Annotated in this window: 13 protein-coding genes and 2 pseudogenes; 10 read left to right on the plus strand and 5 right to left on the minus strand. The window is 70.0% G+C overall.

Features of this window, described 5'->3' with window-relative positions; translation table 11 throughout:
* The first annotated feature begins 43 nt into the window (after positions 1-43).
* The 5 genes from AB0N63_RS20855 (at position 44) to AB0N63_RS20875 (ending at position 7201) form a co-directional block, all read left to right on the plus strand.
* Positions 44-616 carry a TetR/AcrR family transcriptional regulator gene (locus AB0N63_RS20855; RefSeq protein WP_365530478.1) on the plus strand — a complete coding sequence of 191 codons (573 nt, stop codon included), beginning with the start codon at positions 44-46 and terminating at the stop codon, positions 614-616.
* 448 nt (positions 617-1064) lie between these two features.
* Positions 1065-2069: a glycoside hydrolase family 11 protein gene (locus AB0N63_RS20860; RefSeq protein ID WP_365530479.1), complete on the plus strand. Its 1005-nt coding sequence runs from the start codon at positions 1065-1067 to the stop codon at positions 2067-2069.
* Between the two features lie 31 nt (positions 2070-2100).
* Positions 2101-3114, plus strand: a complete 1014-nt coding sequence (locus AB0N63_RS20865; protein ID WP_365530480.1) for a polysaccharide deacetylase family protein — start codon at positions 2101-2103, stop codon at positions 3112-3114.
* Between the two features lie 734 nt (positions 3115-3848).
* Positions 3849-4292, plus strand: coding sequence for a hypothetical protein (locus AB0N63_RS20870; RefSeq protein WP_365530481.1), 444 nt, complete (start codon positions 3849-3851; stop codon positions 4290-4292).
* Positions 4289-7201, plus strand: a complete 2913-nt coding sequence (locus AB0N63_RS20875; protein ID WP_365530482.1) for a tetratricopeptide repeat protein — start codon at positions 4289-4291, stop codon at positions 7199-7201. The genes AB0N63_RS20870 and AB0N63_RS20875 overlap by 4 nt, the downstream gene beginning before the upstream one ends.
* Positions 7202-7683: 482 nt before the next feature.
* Here the strand turns inward: AB0N63_RS20875 and AB0N63_RS20880 are convergent, their stop codons facing one another.
* On the minus strand, positions 7684-7962 hold the full coding sequence (locus tag AB0N63_RS20880; protein WP_365530483.1) for an EthD domain-containing protein: 279 nt from the start codon (positions 7960-7962) through the stop codon (positions 7684-7686).
* A 124-nt stretch (positions 7963-8086) separates the two neighbouring features.
* On the opposite strand from AB0N63_RS20880, the gene AB0N63_RS20885 reads away from it, so the two are divergent.
* The 4 genes from AB0N63_RS20885 (at position 8087) to AB0N63_RS20900 (ending at position 12884) form a co-directional block, all read left to right on the plus strand.
* Positions 8087-8461 (plus strand): MerR family transcriptional regulator, encoded by a 375-nt coding sequence (locus AB0N63_RS20885; protein WP_365530484.1) that lies wholly within the window; start codon positions 8087-8089, stop codon positions 8459-8461.
* Between the two features lie 719 nt (positions 8462-9180).
* A complete protein-coding gene (locus AB0N63_RS20890) occupies positions 9181-10596 on the plus strand; it encodes a family 2B encapsulin nanocompartment shell protein (protein ID WP_365530485.1) in 1416 nt (471 codons plus the stop codon).
* Between the two features lie 77 nt (positions 10597-10673).
* Positions 10674-11996 carry a family 2 encapsulin nanocompartment cargo protein terpene cyclase gene (locus AB0N63_RS20895; protein ID WP_365530486.1) on the plus strand — a complete coding sequence of 441 codons (1323 nt, stop codon included), beginning with the start codon at positions 10674-10676 and terminating at the stop codon, positions 11994-11996.
* A gap of 15 nt (positions 11997-12011) precedes the next feature.
* Positions 12012-12884, plus strand: a complete 873-nt coding sequence (locus tag AB0N63_RS20900) for a geranyl diphosphate 2-C-methyltransferase (RefSeq protein WP_365530487.1) — start codon at positions 12012-12014, stop codon at positions 12882-12884.
* A 374-nt stretch (positions 12885-13258) separates the two neighbouring features.
* Here the strand turns inward: AB0N63_RS20900 and AB0N63_RS20905 are convergent, their stop codons facing one another.
* Positions 13259-13840, minus strand: coding sequence for a TIGR00730 family Rossman fold protein (locus AB0N63_RS20905; protein ID WP_365530488.1), 582 nt, complete (start codon positions 13838-13840; stop codon positions 13259-13261).
* A gap of 167 nt (positions 13841-14007) precedes the next feature.
* On the opposite strand from AB0N63_RS20905, the pseudogene AB0N63_RS20910 reads away from it, so the two are divergent.
* Positions 14008-14106 (plus strand): annotated as a pseudogene (locus AB0N63_RS20910) (proprotein convertase P-domain-containing protein); the annotation flags it as partial.
* A gap of 141 nt (positions 14107-14247) precedes the next feature.
* On the opposite strand, the pseudogene AB0N63_RS20915 reads toward AB0N63_RS20910, so the two are convergent.
* The 3 genes and pseudogenes from AB0N63_RS20915 to AB0N63_RS20925 form a co-directional block, all read right to left on the minus strand.
* Positions 14248-14625: pseudogene (locus AB0N63_RS20915) on the minus strand (FAD-dependent monooxygenase); the annotation flags it as partial.
* Positions 14626-14701: 76 nt separating this feature from the next.
* Positions 14702-15385 (minus strand): ABC transporter ATP-binding protein, encoded by a 684-nt coding sequence (locus AB0N63_RS20920; protein WP_365530489.1) that lies wholly within the window; start codon positions 15383-15385, stop codon positions 14702-14704.
* Positions 15382-16470 (minus strand): ABC transporter permease, encoded by a 1089-nt coding sequence (locus AB0N63_RS20925; protein WP_365530490.1) that lies wholly within the window; start codon positions 16468-16470, stop codon positions 15382-15384. The genes AB0N63_RS20920 and AB0N63_RS20925 overlap by 4 nt, the downstream gene beginning before the upstream one ends.
* Between the last annotated feature and the right edge of the window lie 43 nt (positions 16471-16513).

A 16513-nucleotide genomic window follows, 5' to 3' on the forward strand; every position in this document is an offset into this window, starting at 1 on the left:
GACTTGATTTGTATAGTCAGGTTCCCGCTCGTATGCTCGCTCCATGAGCAGTCCCGACGCCGGCCGCCCGCCGTCGACAGTCGCTGACAACGACCGTCGAACCATGGTTCTGGAGTCCGCCATGGCGACGTTCGCGCGGTTCGGTTACCGGAAGACCTCGATGGAGGAGGTGGCGCGGGCGGCGCGCATCTCCCGTCCCGGGCTCTACTTCCTCTTCTCCTCGAAGGAGACTCTGTTCCGTGCCGCGGTCGCCCAGGCCTTGGAGCGCGACATCGCCGCGGTCGAACAGATCCTGGCCGGGAGGGGCCGCCCCCTTTCGGAGCGCCTCGTCGAAGCGTTCGACCAGTGGGCGGGCCGTTACATCGGCCCGCTGACGCGCGATGTCGCGACGGTCATCGAGGACAATCCAGACATCCTCGGCGAGATCATCGAGACCATGCCGCGACGTTTCGAGGAACTGATCACAGACGCGATCGCCGTCGAGTCGGGACGCGAGAGGGCCCTCCCTGTCGCGCAGACGATGATCAGCGCCTCGATCGGCCTCAAGCACCAATCCGCGTCGCGGGAGTTCTACCTCGAACGGCTGGCGGTCGCCATCGGTCTCCTGGTGCGCTGAAGGCGCTCCCGGCACCCTGGTGAACCGCCCGCGGTCCCGGACGGCGACGCGCTCTTGCGACAGCAGGGGCTGCCCATGCCCTGGAAGCGGCCGTGCGCCGCGATCTCGGTCAGCGGGCTGCGCGGCCTCCGGGGTTCCCGTTCCCCCGCACGGGCACGGACCGTCTTCGAAACATTCGAAAGCTGTCAGCGCGCAGTTGATCCAGGCATCAGAATCCGTACCGTGTGGTGCGCCTGCGGCCGCTCTATTGGTCGAACTGAGCTGCAAGGAGAGCCATTTCGAGCGACTCGGCACGTCACGAAGCTTTCGAAATAATTACCGAAAGTGTTGACACCCGGCAGGGGCGGCCCAACACTCGGTCGTCGTCACCTCCTGGCCGCCGGCACTGCCCTCACGGGCCCGCCGCGCTGCCCACCCCCACCTGCCCGCACGAGGAGGAAGCACGGACATGAACGCACTCGCACGGCTCAACCGCCCCCGAGGCGGCCGGTTCAGGCTGCTCGTCAGAAGTGCCTGGGCCGTCGCGCTGCTCGCCCTGGCCGCCCTGGCGATGCCGGGCACCGCGAGCGCCGACACGGTCATCACCTCGAACCAGACCGGCACCAACAACGGCTACTACTACTCGTTCTGGACCGACGGCGGCGGCTCGACGTCCATGAACCTCGGCTCCGGCGGCAACTACAGCACCTCCTGGACCAACAGCGGCAACTTCGTGGCCGGCAAGGGCTGGAGTACCGGCGGTCGCAAGGCGGTCACCTACTCCGGCAGCTTCAACCCGTCCGGCAACGCCTACCTGTCGTTGTACGGCTGGACGACCAACCCACTGGTGGAGTACTACGTCGTCGACAACTGGGGCACCTACCGTCCCACCGGCACCTACAAGGGCACCGTCACCAGCGACGGCGGCACCTACGACATCTACGAGACGACCCGGGTCAACGCCCCTTCCATCGAGGGGACCAGGACCTTCAACCAGTACTGGAGCGTACGGCAGTCCAAGCGGACCGGCGGCACCATCACCACCGGCAACCACTTCGACGCCTGGGCCTCTCACGGCATGAACCTCGGCACCTTCAACTACATGATCCTCGCCACCGAGGGCTACCAGAGCAGCGGCAACTCCAACATCACGCTGGGTGACGGAGGTTCGGGCGGCGGCACCGGCGGTGGCGGTGGCGGTACGGGTGGTGGTTGTACGGCGACGTTGTCGGCGGGGCAGCAGTGGAGCGACCGGTACAACCTGAACGTGTCGGTGAGCGGGTCGAGCAACTGGACGGTGACGATGAACGTGCCGTCGCCGCAGAAGGTGCTCGCGACGTGGAACGTGAGCGCGAGCTATCCGAGTGCGCAGGTGTTGTCGGCGAAGCCGAACGGTAGCGGCAACAACTGGGGTGTGACCCTCCAGTCCAACGGATCGTGGACCTGGCCCACGGTCACCTGCACGGCGAACTGACCGCACCCGACCCGTGAGGGAGGACCCTTCCATGCGCGCTACCGCACCCCCGTCGTCGCGTGCCCTGGCCGTGAGAGCGGCAGTCGCGGCGCTCGCCGTGACCGGCGCCGCCGCCGTCGGCGCCACGCCGGGCCAGGCCGCCCCCGCACCCCGGGCGGCCGCCGCCTGCACCGGATACGTCGGGCTGACCTTCGACGACGGCCCGTCCAACGACCACACCCCGGCCCTGCTCAATGCGCTCCGGCAGAACGGCCTGCGGGCCACCATGTTCAACGAGGGCCAGTACGCCGCCGCCTACCCGGCGCAGGTCAAGGCGCAGGTGGACGCCGGCATGTGGGTCGGCAACCACAGCTACACCCACCCGCACCTCACCCAGCAGAGCCAGGCGCAGATCGACTCGGAGATCTCCCGCACCCAGCAGGCCGTCGCGAACGCGGGCGGCGGCACACCGAAGCTGTTCCGGCCGCCGTACGGGGAGACCAACGCCACGCTCAAGGCGGCCGAGGCGAAGTACGGTCTGACCGAGATCATCTGGGACGTCGACTCGCAGGACTGGAACGGCGCGAGCACCGACGCGATCGTGCAGGCCGTCGGCCGGCTCACCGACGGCCAGGTCATCCTGATGCACGAGTGGCCCGCCAACACCCTCGCGGCGATCCCGCGCATCGCGCAGACGCTGGCGAGCAAGGGCCTGTGCGCCGGCATGATCTCCCCGCAGACCGGCCGAGCGGTCGCCCCCACCGGCGGCGGCACCGGCGGTGGCGGTGGCGGTACGGGTGGTGGTTGTACGGCGACGTTGTCGGCGGGGCAGCAGTGGAGCGACCGGTACAACCTGAACGTGTCGGTGAGCGGGTCGAGCAACTGGACGGTGACGATGAACGTGCCGTCGCCGCAGAAGGTGCTCGCGACGTGGAACGTGAGCGCGAGTTATCCGAGTGCGCAGGTGTTGTCGGCGAAGCCGAACGGTAGCGGCAACAACTGGGGTGTGACCCTCCAGTCCAACGGATCGTGGACCTGGCCCACGGTCACCTGCACGGCGAACTGAGCTCACCGGCGCACCTGTGCCAGGCATGGAACACACCCACGTGTGACGCCGCGGTCCCGGCCGCCGCGTCACACGTGTCTTCCGTCGGCCATGTCACACGGACGCGACCCGACCGCCCGGCCCCGTCGCCCCCGCCTCCGGCGTCTTCCCGTCCCCCGGCCGGTTCCGTGCGGCGGGGGACTGAGACCGTTCGGCTCTGCACAGGGTTTCGTAGGCGTTGATCGTCCATGGCTGAGTGTCAGTTCAGCAGGCTGACGTGACGCAGGGGGCGGTGGCCGGCACGGCCGTACATCAGGCGCTTGAGGATCTTGATCTTGGTGTTGCCGCCCTCGGCGCGGCCGTTGCGGCAGGGCAGGGTGGGGGAGGGGCGTCGACGCGCTGCCGGGGAATGTGCACAGGCTCCGTCATGAAGTTGCTCGCTTTCGTGCGCTGGCGTGGGCTGCGTCGTCTCCCATCGCCGGACGGGCCACACAGCCAGGGCCCGGTGTGGAAGAGTCACGTGCCCAGGGCCGAGCCGGTCCCGGCGAGACAGCCGTCGATCACGCCCGGCCGGTACCGGAGCGTCTCGGAGCCGATGCTTCACCGCGGGGGTGACGTGGCTGAGGCTGGCGGCGGGCTCACCACAGGGGCGGCAACAGCCGGACGTATATGCGGCAAAGGCGCTTCGTACGGGCCGATGGGGCGCTACCCTCGCAATCCGACTGGCGTTCGGTGAGTAGCAGCAGGGAGACGGAATGTTGCCCGAGGCGTTGACGGCACTGGCCGCGGCAGGGGGTTCCGCGGTGGTGCAGGCGGCGGGAAGCGACGTGTGGGAAGGCCTGAGCAGCCGGCTGGCGCAGTGGTTCGGCCGCGGCGACGCGCAGCGCGCACGCGACGAACTGCAACGGCTGGAGCGCACCGCGTCCGATCTGACCACCGCCGACCCCGCTGTCGTCGAGCAGCTCGGGGCGCGGCAGGAGGCCATGTGGCAGCTCCGCATCGAAGCCCTGCTGGAGGCCCTGGACGACGCCGAGGAGCGTGAGCGGACCGCAGCCCGGCTACGGCAGTTGCTGCAAGAGGCCGCGCCGCCGGTGCCCGGTGGAGGCGGACAGACGTCCGGCAACACTTTCAACGGTCCGACCTTCTTGCAGAACGGGGCGAGGAGCGTCCAGAACATCCGCTTCGGCTCCTCGGCATGACCGGCCCGGAGACGGGCACGCCGGGCGGCGGTGTGCACGGCAGCATCTTCAACGGCTCCACCGTCGTCCAGACCGGCGCCAACAGCATCCAGCATGTCCAGATCGTCCGCCCACGTGAACTGCCGTACCGCATCGAGGACTTCCCGCTCGTGCCCCGCCCGGTGCGTCCCCGGGTGCTGGCGGAGCAGCCTTCCAGGCTGCTGCGGACGCTCCACCAGGTGGTGCCCTTCAGCGGCCGCCACGCCGAACTGGAGGCTCTGGCCTCCTGGCGTGACGACCCGGCGGAGGAGACGGCGGTCCGGTTGGTGCACGGCCCGGGCGGACAGGGCAAGTCCCGGCTGGCCGCGCAGGTCGCCCGGTTGTGGGCCGCCGACGGGTGGTCCGTGCTGGCCGCCCATCACCGCCGGGATCCCTCCGGACCGGACACGGAGTCCCCCCGCCCGACGACGGGCGTCCCCGGAACGCTGGTGGTGGTGGACTACGCCGAGCGGTGGGACGTCCACGATCTGCTGTCCCTGCTGAAGGACCTCGGCGTGTCCGGCGCCCCCGTCCGGGCACTCCTTCTCGCCCGGTCGACCGGCCACTGGTGGCAGCACCTCCGGCACAAGATCGAAGACACTCTGGACACAGTCGCGGACACCCAGGAGCTGGGCCCACTCGCCCGGCGTCCCGCCGACCGTGTCGACCTGTTCGCGGCGGCGCGCGACAGCTTCGCCGAGCAACTGGGCGTACCGGATCCGCAAGCCGTCGCGCCGCCGGCGGCCCTCGTGCGGCACGAGGAGTACGGTCTGGTCCTCAGCGTGCACATGGCCGCGCTCACCGCCGTCCTCGCCCATCTCGACGGCAGGCCGGCCCCCAGCGAGCCCACGGCGGTCTCCGCCTACCTCCTCACCCGCGAACGCGGCTACTGGCATGAGCTGCACGACAACCCCCAGCGCTTATTCCCCGCCGACCCGGACACCATGGCACGGACCGTCTACACCGCGACGCTCACCGGCCCCCTGCCCTACGGCGTCGGACTGGACGTCCTGCGGAAGAGCGGCCTGAACGGCACGCACTCCGCCGACCCCGCGCAGGTCCTCGCCAACCACTCCTTCTGCTATCCCCCGTCGGCCGCGGGCACGGTCCTCGAACCGCTCCGCCCGGACCGCCTCGGTGAGGACTTCCTCGCGCTCTCCACTCCCGGGCACACCTCCCCGTACCCGTCCGACCTGTGGGCGGACGAGGCGTTGGCGGTGCTGCTGCCCGACGCGCCGCAGGACCCGCCGGCCTCCTGGGTCCCACCGGCCCTGACCGCCCTGATCGAAACCGCGCGCCGATGGCCCCACATCGCCGGGCGACTGCGCCGGGCGCTGCGGACACGTCCCTGGCTCGCTCTGCGGGGCGGTAACAGCGTGCTGACCGCGCTGGCCGAACTCGACTTCCTCGACAGCGAGTTGCTGGAGGCGATCGGCGCCCACATCCCGGCCGGTCCCAGCCTCGAACTCGACGTCGGCATCGCCGCGTTCGCCCGGCGTCTGACCGAGGACCGGCTGGCCCGCACCGACGACGCCGCAACCCGTGCCTGGCTGCGCGCCGAACTCGGTGCCAGGCTGTCGTCCGCCGACCTCCATCGCGAGGCGGTGGTCGAGTACCAAGAGGCCCTCGCCATCTACCGTGGGCTCGACCCCGACCACTACACGCTCGACCAAGCGGGCGGGCTGGCGGTCTCCCTCGGCGGACTCGGCAACTCCCAAGCCGCGCTGGGGCGGTACGAGGAGGCGCTGACGAACACCACGTCAGCGGTCCAGGCCTACCGCGCGATGGCCTCGGTCTTTCCCACCACTCACGGACCGGTACTGGCCAGGACCCTGATCAACCAGGGCGGGCAGCTGTGGGAGCTGCGCCGCAGGCAGGAGGCGGTGCAGGCCACCGAAGAGGCCGTCCGGATCTGCCGGCCGGGGGACGACGGCCAGGTCACGCAGGAGGCCGCGGCGGCCCTCGGTGCCGCGCTGAGCAACCTCGGCATGATGCTGCTGCAGACGGGAGAACCGCAGCGGGCACTCGCCGCCACCGCCGAATCGGTGGAGGTCCATCAGCGGCTCGTCGAGGCCGATCCGGCCGCCCACCGCCCGGGCCTCGCGGAGAGCCTGCACAGATACGCGGCGGTCCGCGAGGTGCTCCGGACCGACACCGGCCACGCCGCCACCGCCGCGGCCGAGGCCACCGCTCTCTACACGGAGTTGACCGGTGTACGGCGGTCCCGGTTCGCCGGAGCCCTGGACTCCAGCCGACGGCTGGAGGAAGACCTCGATGACACCGCGTTCCCGGCCGAGCTGAGACGGGCCGCTCTCCAAGGGGGAGCCGTCCACATGTCGGCATCCCCCGGGGACGCCCATGCCATGGCAGCAGCCCTCCTGGTGCTCCGGGGGGACGAATGCCTCACCGAGGGCGCGTTCGCGGAGGGCCGCGACCTGTTCAACGAGGCCGCGGAACGGTACCGCCGCCTCGCCGAGCACGACCCCGGGACATACGGGCACGAGCTGGCGAACGCACTGCACCAGGCCGCTCTCGCGGAAGCCAAGCTGGAAGACTTCGAGCCGGCCCTGGCGCACTCTGCGGAAGCGGTGGAGCTCACCCGGCAGTGCGTACAGGCCGACCCCGCGGCCCAGCCGGCGCTGGCCGTCGTCCTCCTGGCGAACGCGAGCATCCGCTCCACGGCGGGGGCGGAGCTCTCCGCGGCACTCGACTCGACCCTGGAAGCGATAGAGATCTACCAGCAGCTCGCGAAGCGGGCGCCGGCCACGTTCGGCGAAGACCTCGTCTTCGCCCATCGCGTCCTCGTCGACATCCTGCACGACCTGGGCGAGCACGCGAAGGCCGACAGGATCTCCCACGCCCTCGACACGCTCGGTCAGGGCGAGTCGTAGGACAGGCACCCGCCGGAACCGGTTCGCCTCCGCACCGCTCGACGCGCCCCGCCTCGCCCGGCCCTGCGTCGCGCACCCCGGGCCACGTCACCGCCTTGGCGGCCAGGCGGCACCGGCTGGGCCGCCGACGTGAAGACGGTCGACGGGCGTATCCGCCACCCGGCGCGGCGGCGTCGAGGCCAAGCCGGAGGACCTCCAGCGCGTCGCCGACGCCGTCGCCGCCGGAAGGATCACCGTTCCGATCGCCGACACGGCTCCAGGCGGACCGCCACGTCCACGGAGAGATCGTCGTCACCCCGCAGGGAGCGCGAAGCTCCGAGATCCCGCCGGAAGGAACAGCGCGAGGTCACGATGTGATCCGGACGGCCGAGCCGCAGTCCACGCCTCGGGCCGGTCCGCGTCGCGCAGGGGCGCGGACGGCGGGGCGGGGGCCGCCGACTTCGCCGAGAGCCGGGTCGGTCTCCGTCAGCGGAGTCCGTCCGTCAGATGACCTCCTTCTCCTCGGTGACCATCACGGCCACCGAGTTCATGTCGATGAAGCGTGCTTCGTCGGGGTTGACCAGTTTCCGGTAGTTCTCGGAGGCGAAGAAGGCGTCGTGGTCCTCCCAGTTCTCGAACCAGATTTCCGTCAGGCCGTCGTAGGCCCGGGGCGGGTAGTTCTCGGCGGGGACCGGGTGGGACACGGTGTACTTGCGCATGTAGCGCTCCGCCTCCGGGATGGAGGTGAACAGCGGCGCGTGCCGGTCCCGGTGGTGCGCCACGAAGCGCTCCTACGACATTCCCTCGACACGGTTGATCATGAAGATGAGTTTCAGCATGGAGTTGACCTAAAAGCTCACATCGATGTCAGGGGCAAGTAAGCCAGCAGCATGCGGGGAGTTCGTCATGCGGATCGGTGAACTGTCCGCCCGTACGGGAGCCAGCCGCCGGTCGCTGCGCTACTACGAGGAACAGGGCCTGCTCGTCAGCTCCCGCTCACCCAGCGGGCAGCGCCACTACGAGGACGAGCACGTCCAGCGGGTGCTCCTCGTACGGGCGTTCCTGGCGGCCGGCATGCCCAGCGGCACCATCGCCGAGATGGCGCCGTGCATGTCCGAGCCGACCGAGGACAGGGCGCGGCAGGCGCTGGAGATCATGGGCCGCGAGCGGGCCCGGCTGTCTGAGGCCATCGACGGCCTCGCCGCCGCCAGGGACGCGCTGGACCACCTCATCGAGGACAACCAGGCGTACCTGGCGCGGTCGGCCGATGACGGTCCGTGACCCGGGGCCGTTCGGGTCAGCGCGCGGACCGCAGGAGGATGCCTGCGACATGGAGGCCCGGCCAGGGCATTTCCTTCTGCATCACTTCGCGTGGCCCCGCCCACGGGTGACTGTGCGCAGCCGTCACCGCTGGCCGGTGGCCGCGGAGGCTGCACCGGGCGCGGCCAGAAGCAGGACGAAGGCGCTGCAGGCGGTGCCGACCGCCGCCGTTATCGAGCGAACAGACACGGTCATCTCTTCCTGTGGGGTTGTTTGTCCTGTCAGTGGCAGCGATGTTCATGAAAGAGGAGAGGCAGGCGCTATGTCCCCCGGACGGGGACACTGAATCGTTCCTCTCGAGCAGCTGGTTACCTCGGTCGGTGCGGAAGAGCGACCAGCATCCGACGCGACTGGTCATCGGCGACGCTGACGACAACGCGATCCCGGAGGGGCGTGAGGACCTGAATCCCCCCGGCGGTGGCGGCACTGGTGGAAGCCCCGGGCACCCTGGTGATGGGGCGATGTCACATATCCGGCTGATAAACCGCAGTCAGTCGGTTGTCACTGCTTCGGGGTAAGCATCTCGCCTCACTGATGTGTGCGGCCGGTTCGGCGGCTAGCTTCCTGCGGGTGGACGGATCGGGCCGTGAACTCCCCGTTCGTTGCCTGCTCCTCCGTGTCTCCCGGCCGGCGTATCCGTGTGCGCCGGGCGCTCCGTCGTGCAAGGAGAAAGCCCCGCGATGTCCGTCGACAGCTCTCCGGAAGCCCGGATCACCCCAGAAGCGCCGCAGCAGTCCCTGAGCACCGCCGCCGCCCGCAACCTCGCCACGACCACCAAGTCCGCTCCGCAGATGCAGGAGATCACGTCCCGCTGGCTGCTGCGGATGTTGCCCTGGGTCGAGGCCAAGGGCGGCGCCTACCGCGTCAACCGGCGGCTGCGTCACACCCTTGGCGACGGGCTCATCGAGTTCGTCCAGGAGGGCGCCACAGTCCGGGTGATCCCCCGGGAGCTGGGCGAACTGGCCCTTCTGCGCGGCTTTGAGGACACCAGCGCCCTCACCGCCCTCGCCGACCGCTGCACCCAGCGCGACTTCACGCCGGGTGAGGTCCTTGCCGAGCGAGGCAGCCCCGCCGACCGGCTGTACATGATCGCCCACGGCCGGGTCAGCCAGACCTCCGAGGGCAAGTACGGCGGAGGGATCGGCATCGCCGTGCTCGCGGACGGCGACCACTTCGGCGAGCACGCATTACTGGACTCCGGCGCCCGCTACGACTCCACGGTCACCGCGGAGACCTCCGGCACCCTCCTGACCCTCTCCCGTGCCGACTTCGACGCGGTCCGGGCCTCCGCTCCGAACCTCCAGGCACACATCGACGAGTTCAGGTCCCGCACGCGGCAACGGCAGAACAAACACGGTGAGGCCGAGATCGCTGTGTCAGCCGGTCACGTCGGCGAGGCCGAGCTGCCGGGCACCTTCGTCGACTACGAACTCGATCCGCGCGAGTACGAGCTCTCCGTCGCACAGACCGTCCTGCGCATCCACACCCGGGTCGCGGACCTCTACAACGGCCCGATGAACCAGAGCGAGGAGCAACTCAGGCTCACGGTCGAGGCGTTGCGGGAGCGCCAGGAACACGAGCTGATCAACAACCGCGACTTCGGGCTGCTGCACAACGCCGACTACAAGCAACGCGTCCAGACCCGCTCCGGCCCGCCGACCCCGGACGACATGGACGAGCTGCTGTGCCGCCGACGGGGCACGAAAGTGTTCCTCGCCCACCCCAGGACGATCGCGGCCATCGGGCGCGGTCTCACCGCCTGCGGTCTCTATCCCGATCACGTCGACCTCGGCGGGCAGTCCGTCCCCGCCTGGCGCGGAGTCCCCATCCTGCCCTGCAACAAGATCCCGATCAGCAAGGAGCAGACCAGCTCCGTCATCGCGATGCGCACCGGCGAGGAGAACCAGGGCGTCATTGGCCTGCGCCAGACAGGACTGCAGGACGAATACGAGCAGGGGCTCTCCGTGCGGTTCATGGGCATCAACGAACAGGCGATCATCTCCTACCTCGTCAGCGCCTACTACTCCGCCGCGGTGCTGATGCCCGACGCCCTCGGTGTGATGGAGAACGTGCAGATCACACCCTCAGCGCGCTGAGGCCCGTGTCCGTTGGTCAGCCTGACATGCCCCACACGCAGTGCACCGCCCGCCCCACAGCAGCAAAGGAGCCGCCGATGCCCGACTCCGAGCCCCTCGGACCAGTTCCCCCCGAGCAGCGTCAGACGCCAGCCATCACGGTGCCGGACACCTCTTCACCGGCCATGGGCCGTCAGGCCACACCGGCTGCCCCCGCCTTTCTGGCATCACTGCACCCGGCCGTCACCGCGCCCTCCCTGTCACCGCCCTCGCCGTCCGTGCCCGACGCGGGGGACAGGCCCGCCTCGTCCGCAACCTCCTCCGCCCTGCGGCGGATCCTGGGCGGACCGACCGGACTCGGCACGACATCCCTCGCCTTGGCCGACAGGTACAGATCTCCACTCCCGGATCCGCCGACCACGGCGCCTGCCGCGCCCGACGGGGCACGAGCCGTACCCGGCCTCTACCACCACCCGATCCCGGAGCCCGATCCCGTGCGCGTCGAGGAGGTGAGCCGCCGGATCAAACGCTGGGCCGAGAACGAGGTCCAGCTCTACCCCGAGGAGTGGGAGGGGGAGTTCGACGGCTTTTCCGTGGGCCGTTACATGGTCGCCTGCCACCCCGACGCCCCGACGGTCGACCACCTCATGCTCGCCACGCGGCTGATGGTCGCGGAGAACGCGCTGGACGACTGCTACTGCGAGGACCATGGCGGATCACCCGTCGGTCTCGGCGGGCGCCTGCTCCTCGCGCACACCGCGATCGACCCTTTCCACACCACCGCCGAGTACACGCCGGCGTGGCAGGAGTCGCTCACGTCGGACGCCCCACGCCGGGCGTACCACAGCGCGATGGACTACTTCGTCCGCGCGGCCACCCCTTCCCAGGCCGACCGGTACCGGCACGACATGGCCCGGCTCCACATGGGCTACCTTGCCGAGGCCGCTTGGGCACAGACCGGCCACGTCCCCGAGGTGTGGGAGTACCTGGCGATGCGCCAGTTCAACAACTTCCGCCCCTGCCCCACGATCACCGACACCGTCGGCGGCTACGAGCTGCCGGCCGACCTTCATGCCAGGCCGGACATGCAACGGGTCATCGCCCTCGCCGGCAACGCGACCACCATCGTCAACGACCTCTACTCGTACACCAAAGAACTCGACAGCCCAGGCCGCCATCTCAACCTGCCGGTCGTGATCGCCGAACGCGAACAGCTCAGCGAACGTGACGCCTACCTCAAGGCCATCGAGGTCCACAACGAACTCCAGCACGCCTTCGAGGCCGCCGCGGCCGACCTCGCCCAAGCCTGCCCCCTGCCCACCGTGCTGCGCTTCCTCAAAGGCGTGGCCACCTGGGTCGACGGCAACCACGACTGGCACCGCACCAACACCTACCGCTACAGCCTGCCCGACTTCTGGTAACGAACGGACACTCTTATGACTGAAACGACCTCCACCGCCACCGCGAAGATCCCGGCCCAGGCGACGCCGTACCAGGAGGACATCGCCCGCTACTGGAACAACGAGGCACGGCCGGTCAACCTCCGCCTCGGCGACGTGGACGGCCTCTACCACCACCACTACGGCATCGGCCCCGTGGACCACGCCGCGCTCGGCGACCCGGCACACAGCGAGTACGAGAAGAGGCTCATCGCCGAACTGCACCGGCTGGAGTCGGCACAAGCAGAGTTCCTCATGGACCACCTGGGCCCCGTCCGGCCCGACGACACCCTCGTCGACGCAGGCTGCGGGCGGGGCGGATCCATGATCATGGCCCACCGGCGCTTCGGCTGCAGGGTAGAGGGCGTGACCCTCTCCGCCACCCAGGCCGACTTCGGCAACCAGCGCGCGAAGGAACTGCGCGTCGAGGGCCACGTCCACTCCCGCGTGTGCAACATGCTCGACACGCCCTTCGACAAAGGCAGCATCACCGCCTCGTGGAACAACGAGTCGACCATGTACGTCGACCTCCACGACCTGTTCGCCGAGCACTCCCGCTTCCTGAAGGTGGGCGGCCGCTACGTGACGATCACCGGCTGCTGGAACCCCCGCTACGGCCAGCCGTCGAAATGGGTCTCCCAGATCAACGCCCACTTCGAGTGCAACATCCACTCCCGCCGCGAGTACCTGCGCGCCATGGCCGACAACCGGCTCGTGCCGCAGGCCGTCATCGACCTCACCCCGGACACACTGCCCTACTGGGAGCTGCGGTCCAGGTCGTCACTGGTCACCGGCATCGAGAAGGCGTTCATCGAGTCCTACCGGGACGGCTCCTTCCAGTACGTCCTGATCGCGGCTGACCGCGTGTGAGGCAGGCCCCGCAGGACCAGCCGATCAGGGCCGGCGGCGCCCGACGCCGAGCGAGGTCTCCGCGGAGGTCACGCAGCTCTTCCGGCCGGCGGTGATCCAGGCGCCGAACGACCGGCCGCGGTTGTACCCGCGGCCGGTCCTCCACGGCGACGGCCTCGACCGGGGCAGGGCGGATGTCGCCGGTGCGGCACCGCGCCGGCGACTGGAGCGGGCAGCGGGCGAGAGCGGCAGCCGCGAGGGCGGTCCAGACGAAGCACCCGCTGGAATCGCTTCCGAGTGAAATCCCGACGATGCCGTCACCTTCGTGCTTCCCTCAGCCGTGCCGGCTTCCTGCCGTTCGCCGTATCGCCGCGGCCCTCACCAGCTTTCGAGAGCTATCGCAGACCTTCTCCGTGCGCGGGCTGCGGGGCGCTGCGCAGCCGTTCCTCAAGGGAGTCCAGCAGACCGTGCAGGTCGGGGGCGACGGCAAGGTCGTCCAGGGTGGGGGCGGGCAGGAAGCCGGAGTCGACCAGGCCGCGCAGGGCATCGAGCAGCGGCGTCCAGAAGCCTCCCGCGTCGAGGAAGCCCACAGGCTTGGTGTGGAATCCGAGCTGGCGCCAGGACCACACCTCGAAGATCTCCTCCAGCGTGCCGAGCCCACCGGGCAGGGCGATGAAAGCGTCGGAGTACTCGGCCATGATCGCCTTGCGCTCATGCATCGTGTCGCACCTGACCAGCTCTGTCACCCCCTCGTGAGCCCACTCCCGCTCGACCATGCTGCGCGGCATGACGCCGACGACCTCACCGCCGGCCTCCAGCACGCTGTCCGCCACAACCCCCATCAGCCCCCGGCGGCCACCGCCGTAGACCAGACCTATTCCGCGCCGAGCCAGTTCAGCGCCGACGTCGGCCGCCAGCGCGGCGTGCGCGGGGTCGTATCCGTTGGACGAGGCGAGGAAGACGGCCAGGCGGCGCATGAAGATCTCCGGAACAGGGGGGAGCGGACCCTTCGGTCTACCACGGGTGCCACAGATCTCACCAAAGGGCCTGGCCCACCGCGAAGCACGGCCGACGGCCGACCCGCACCTGGTTCCGCCCGTGAGGAGACCTCCGGCACCGGGGTGAGGTGGTTGCGGCGGAAGCCGACGCCTCGGCCCACCCGGCCGACGGCACCTGGAAGCTGCGCGTCACCGACAACCGGACCGACGACGCCGGCTACATCGACGCCTGGTCGCTCCCGTTCCGACCCGCCGCCGCACCCGCCGCACCGGGGCCGCGCCCTGTCGCACACCGTGCTCCGGACCGCGGTGGCACACGGCGCCGGCCCGCTCCCGCTCTCCCGGGAGCGGGAGCGGGCCGGCTTCCGCCCTCCCCGCGCGGGAGTTCAGTTCCCGGAGCCGTCGCGGGCCGAGTCGTCCTCGGCGGACAGCAGATCCTCGGCGCGGCCTTCGAGGGCGCGGGCCGTCTCGATCGACCGGGGCAGCATGGTCTTCTCGTACGCGCGCAGGGCGCCGTCGACATCGGCCGCGTGCGCGAGGGCGAGGGCGAGGTCACTTGCGTCGAGCATGGCGAGGTTGACGCCGACCCCGAGCGGGGGCATCAGATGGGCGGCGTCGCCCAGCAGCGTCACCGTCGGGCTGGGCCGCCAGGTGTGCGGGACGGGCAGGGCGAAGATCGGGCGGTGCACGTACGGGCCGTCGTTGTCGGTGATCATCCGACGCAGTAGCGGCCCCCAGTGGGCGTAACGCTCCAGGAGCAGGGCGCAGGGCGCCGGAGGTCCGCGTACGGCCTGAGCGGGGCCCCTGCGCGCGGGGGCCACCGCTCGGCGGGCTGTTGGTTCAGTGTGTCGACGCCGGAAGGTGCAGGCGTCCGTCACGGACTCCGGCGATCTGGTCGGCGTCGGTGAGGTGGGTGCGGTCGTGGGTGACCAGGATCGTGGCGGTGGCCTGCTGATGGGTGAGGCGGGTGATGAGGTCGAGGACGGCGGCACCGCGTTCGTGGTCGAGGGCGCTGGTGGGTTCGTCGACCAGGAGGACGGTGGGGTCGTTCATCAGGGCGCGGGCGATGTTGATGCGCTGGCGCTGGCCGCCGGAGAGCTGGTGGGGGTGGCGGCCGGCCTGGTCGGCGAGGCCGACGGCGTCGAGGAGTTCCCTTGCGCGGTCGCGTGCGGTGCGGGGTTTGCGGCCGTCGATCTGCACCATGACCTGGAGTTGTTCAGCGGCGGTGAGGGAGGGCAGCAGGTTGGGCTGCTGGAAGACGATGCCGATCTTGTGGCGGCGCAGTTCGGTCAGTTCACCGCGGGTGAGGCCGGTGGTGCTCTGGCCGTCGATGGCGACGGTGCCGGCGTCGGGGGTGATCAGGGTGGCGGCGACCGCGAGAAGGCTGGACTTGCCGGAGCCGGAAGGGCCCACCACGGCGGTCAGGCTGCCCTTGGGGACCTCCAGGCTGACTTGGTCGAGAGCGGTCAGGCGGGTGTCGCCGTCGGGGTAGGTGAGGGTGATGTCGGTCAGGGTCAGGCTCATCGGGCGCTCCCCAGGGCGGTCAGCGGGTCGACGGAGGTGATGCGGCGGATGGACAGGGCGGCGCCGAGCGCACCGAGGAGGATGATCACGATGGCCGGGATCAGTGTGGTCGCGGGGGTGAGGAGGAACGGCACGGCGGAGCCGGCCGCGAGTGCGCCCAGGGCGGCGGCGATGCCGGTGCCGATCAGGGTGCCGCCGACGAGCAGGACGACGGCCTGGCCGAGGGCGTCCTTGAGCAGAGCGGCAGTGGAAGCGCCCAGGGCCTTGAGGACGGCGACGTCACCGCTGCGCTGGATGGTCCAGACGGTGAAGAAAGCGCCGACGACGAGGGCGGAGATGGCGAACAGGAAGCCGCGCATCAGCTGCAGGGAGCCGTTTTCGGAGGTGTAGGAGCCGATCGCCGACAGTGAGTCGTCGGTGGAAACGGTCTTGGTGCCGACCTGGCGGTCGATGGCAGCCGTATCGGCGCTGGAGGTGGTGCTCAGGGCGATGACGGTCGCGGTCGGGCCGTCGTCAGCGCTGGTGGGCGGCGCGGTCTTCTGCCAGGTGTCCAGGCTGGTCCAGATCACCGGTGTGTGACTGTAGTGGGCATCGCCTGCGACGGCGGCCACCGTCAGCTGCCGGCCCGCCAGGGTCAGAGCGTCACCGGCCTTGACGCCGAGGTCGTCGGCGGCTCCGGTGGACAGCACCACCGCGCTACCGGTGATCTTGTTGCTGTCCGGGGCGAGGCGGGAGCCGGGCTGGACGCCGAAGGCCGAGACGCCGGTGCTCTTGTCTCCCGCGGTGGCCTTGGCCGTGGTGATCCCCAGCGGCTCGGCGCTTTCGACACTCGGCGCCTCGGACCACTTCTTCCACTGCGCTTGCGTGACGGTGGAGTTGGAGTACGACAGGTCCTGCCCGCCGCTGGGAGCCTGGAAAGCGATCTTGTCGGCGGGCAGGGACGTGATCGCGGAGATGTTCTGCTGGCCCAGCCCGGCGGTCAGCCCGGACAGCAGCCCGACCAGCAAGGTGATCAGCACGATGACGGTCCCCATCAAGGCGAAGCGCCCCTTGGCGAACTTCAGGTCTCTCCAGGCGACAAACACGGCCTTGGCCTGTCCTTTCCAGCGGTGGAAGCGGGTGTGACTC

It is taken from the genome of Streptomyces sp. NPDC093260 (assembly GCF_040683715.1).
GTDB lineage: Bacteria > Actinomycetota > Actinomycetes > Streptomycetales > Streptomycetaceae > Streptomyces > Streptomyces sennicomposti.